This window comes from Ensifer sp. Root127 (assembly GCF_001425225.1).
Classification (GTDB): domain Bacteria; phylum Pseudomonadota; class Alphaproteobacteria; order Rhizobiales; family Rhizobiaceae; genus Ensifer; species Ensifer canadensis.
Map to the genome: position 1 here is coordinate 1 of NZ_LMDX01000048.1, position 1,540 is coordinate 1,540.

Genomic DNA, 1,540 nt, shown 5'->3' on the forward strand with positions numbered 1-1,540 from the left:
CGGCGCGGTCACTTTTGCCGACGTCGACACGCTCGACACCCACAGCGCCGGCTTCACGGCCCAGGGCCCCAGCTACCTCGGCACCTTCGCGCTCGGCGCGCTGAACCAGGCGGGTGACTCGGTCGGCTGGAGCTTCCAGGTCTCCGACGGCGTGCTCGACTCGCTGCAGGCCGGCCAGACGCTGACGCAGAAGTACGACGTGACCGTCGATGACGGCCATGGCGGCACGGCAGTGCAGACGGTGACGATTGTGATCACCGGCACGAACGACATTCCGGTGATCACCTCTGCGGTGCAGAGCGGTGCGGTGACGGAACGAGCTGATAACGCGGCCGGTGAGAATGCGGTTGTGCATGTGCAGGGCGGCGCGGTCACTTTTGCCGACATCGATACGCTCGACACCCACAGTGCCGGCTTCACCGCACAGGGCCCCAGCTACCTCGGCACCTTCTCGCTCGGCCCGGTGAATCAGGCGACTGACAAGGTTGGCTGGAGCTTCAAGGTGGCTGACGGCGTGTTGGACTCGCTGCAAGCCGGCCAGACGTTGACGCAGAAGTATGACGTGACCGTCGACGACGGCCATGGCGGCACGGCAGTGCAGACGGTGACGATCGTCATCACCGGCACCAACGACGCCCCGGTGATCACGTCCGGTTGGCAGTGGTGGAACGGTTTGACGGTACCGTGGGCGAAAATGCGGTAACGCATGCGCAGAACGGCGCGGTAACCTTTGCTGACGTCGATACGCTCGACGCGCACAGCGCCAGCTTCGCAGCGGGGGGCAGTGGCTATCTCGGTACCTTCTCGCTCGGCGTGCTGAATCAGGCGACCGACAAGGTCGGCTGGAACTTCCAGGTTGCCGACGGTGCGCTCGACTCGCTGCAGGCAGGCCAGATCCTGATGCAGAAGTATGACGTAACCATCGATGACGGCCATGGCGGCACGGCGACGCAGACGGTTACGATCGTAATCCTAGGGACGAACGACGCACCGGTGATCACGTCCGGTACACAAAGCGCTACCGTGACGGAGCGTGCTGACGGGGCGGCCGGCGAAAATGCGGTCGTCCATGCGCAGAATGGTGCGGTAACCTTTGCCGACGTCGATACGCTCGACACCCACAGCACCAGCTTCTGGCCGCAAGGCGGCGGTTATCTCGGCACCTTCGCGCTCGGCGCGGTGAACCAGGCGACTGATACGGTCGGCTGGAACTTCAAGGTTGCCGACGGCGTGCTGGACTCGCTACAGGCCGGCCAGACGCTGACGCAGAAGTACACCGTGCTCGTCAATGACGGCCATGGCGGCGTCGCGACACAAACGGTGACGATCGTGATCACCGGCACGAATGACGCACCGGTGATCACCTCTGCGGTGCAGAGCGGTGCGGTGACGGAACGAGCTGATAACGCGGTCGGTGAGAATGCGGTTGTGCATGTGCAGGGCGGCGCGGTCACTTTTGCCGACGTCGACACGCTCGACACCCACAGCGCCGGCTTCACGGCCCAGGGCCCCAGCTACCTCGGCACCTTCGCGCTCGGCG

The 1,540-nt window shown here is 64.8% G+C and carries 2 protein-coding genes; both read left to right on the forward strand.

The features are described from left to right. A partial coding sequence (locus ASD03_RS31200) for a VCBS domain-containing protein (RefSeq protein ID WP_200957367.1) occupies window positions 1-703 on the forward strand: 703 nt, incomplete at its 5' end. Further along, window positions 664-1,540: VCBS domain-containing protein (locus tag ASD03_RS31205; RefSeq protein WP_200957369.1), on the forward strand; the 877-nt coding region annotated here is incomplete at its 3' end. The genes ASD03_RS31200 and ASD03_RS31205, both read left to right, overlap by 40 nt.